This is a genomic window from Polaromonas sp. P3_C2 (assembly GCF_056402675.1).
On record NZ_JBFUGX010000801.1, the window covers coordinates 1 to 1,674 of the forward strand.

The 1,674-nt window shown below is 59.1% G+C and carries 2 protein-coding genes; both read right to left on the reverse strand.

The annotated features are described in order from the left end of the window. Positions 1-965 (reverse strand): hypothetical protein (locus tag AC1DWI_RS22120; protein WP_477725781.1); only part of this gene is annotated, 965 nt, incomplete at its 3' end. Positions 966-967: 2 nt separating this feature from the next. Then, positions 968-1,674, reverse strand: a 707-nt coding sequence (gene purU, locus AC1DWI_RS22125; RefSeq protein ID WP_477725782.1) for a formyltetrahydrofolate deformylase, incomplete at its 5' end; no start/stop codon positions are given.

Here is a 1,674-nt window from a genome sequence, read left to right on the forward strand (position 1 = left end):
AGGCCGGACAATCTTGCCGGCCCCGCAGTGAGGAACCAGACCGCCGTGCCCATCGCGAGAACAGCGGCAGACGGCCAGAGAAAACGCGAGCTGGGATCCCATAGCGGCAAGTATTCACGTATGGCGATCCTCTCCGCCGCAATACTGCCTCCATCCTGCATGTCTTGCCAGACAAAAAACTGCGAAAACACCTGTTGTGCCCCATTGGGGTTCAGCAGCGGCAGCGCCACGCTCGCCAGCCCGCAAATTGCCCAGCACACCGCCTCGTTGCGGGATATGGCGTGCTCATGCCTGTCTTGCCATCGGCGGAGTGCATAAGCGGCCAAAAGAGGCAGCATCAGCAGCACCGTGGTGTGAACCCACGCCAACGCTAGACACAACAGGGGAAAGGCGAACAGTGCCCGGCGGATGCGGGCAGGATGGCGGCAGCTTTCAAACAAGAGCGTGGCTGCCATCCACGAAAGGTAGAGCGTAACTTCTGCGCGTATCTGGGATCGGTGCAGGAACGTGGGGTAGACAATCAGCAGCGCCAAAGCCATGGCCGCCATCTGGTTCAGGTCAACCTCGTAGCGTGCCTGCATGCCGTTGTTGGCGGCTCGCTGCGCAGCGAATAGTCCCAAGCAAAGGGTCGCAGCCCACAGCACCGCGTTAAAGACACTCAGGCTGACCCATCCCCCTAGCCTGACGGCGAGCTCTGCGAGCAAACCGAAGCCCCAGCCGCCGAAGAGCTGGGGCGCGCCGGCAGCGGTATAGAGAAAAAACTCCTGATGAGGTACTGCGCCGTGTTCCAGCGCATAACGACCGGCAAGCAGTTGAAACCAGATATCGGCATCTTCGACGGGCCGCAAAGACAGAACGGCACACAAAAACGCGATACCGAACCACCATGACGCCGTGGTAACAGCGGATGATGCGTGTTTTCTATCTGTTGAGCGAGCAGGCTTGTTCATATCAGGCTTGTTCATATCTATTTAAAAATAACGGTCTTATGGCCGTTCAAAAGCACACGGTGCTCGCTGTGCCATTTGACAGCGCGTGCCAGCACGCGGCTTTCGGTGTCCTTGCCGCGGGCGGTCAGGTGCTCGACGGTGTCCTTGTGGTCGACCCGGGTGACATCCTGTTCGATGATCGGGCCTTCATCAAGGTCGGCCGTGACATAGTGCGCCGTCGCACCGATCACTTTCACGCCGCGTTCATGCGCCTGGTAATACGGCCTCGCGCCCTTGAAGCTCGGAAGCATGCTGTGGTGGATGTTGATGGCACGCCCTGAGAGTGATCCGCACATCTCGTTGCTGAGCACTTGCATGTAGCGCGCCAGCACGACCAGTTCGGCACCCTCTGCCTCGATGATCTCAAGTTGCTTTGCTTCGACCTGCGCCTTGGTGGCCGCCGTCACCGGGATGTGGTGAAAAGGAACGTTGTAGCTTGCCGCCAGCTGGTAAAAGTCACGGTGGTTGCTGATGATGGCGCGCACATCCAGCGGCACCATGCCGGACTTCCAGCGAAACAGCAGGTCGTTGAGGCAATGGCCGTCGCGGCTAACCATGATCACGGTACGCATGGCCGCTTCTGTCGAGTGAAGTTTCCACTTCATGCTGAAAGGTGAGGCGAATGCTTCGAGTTGCGTCTTCAGTTCTTCCTGGGTCAGCTGGTCGCAGGCAAACTGAACCCGCA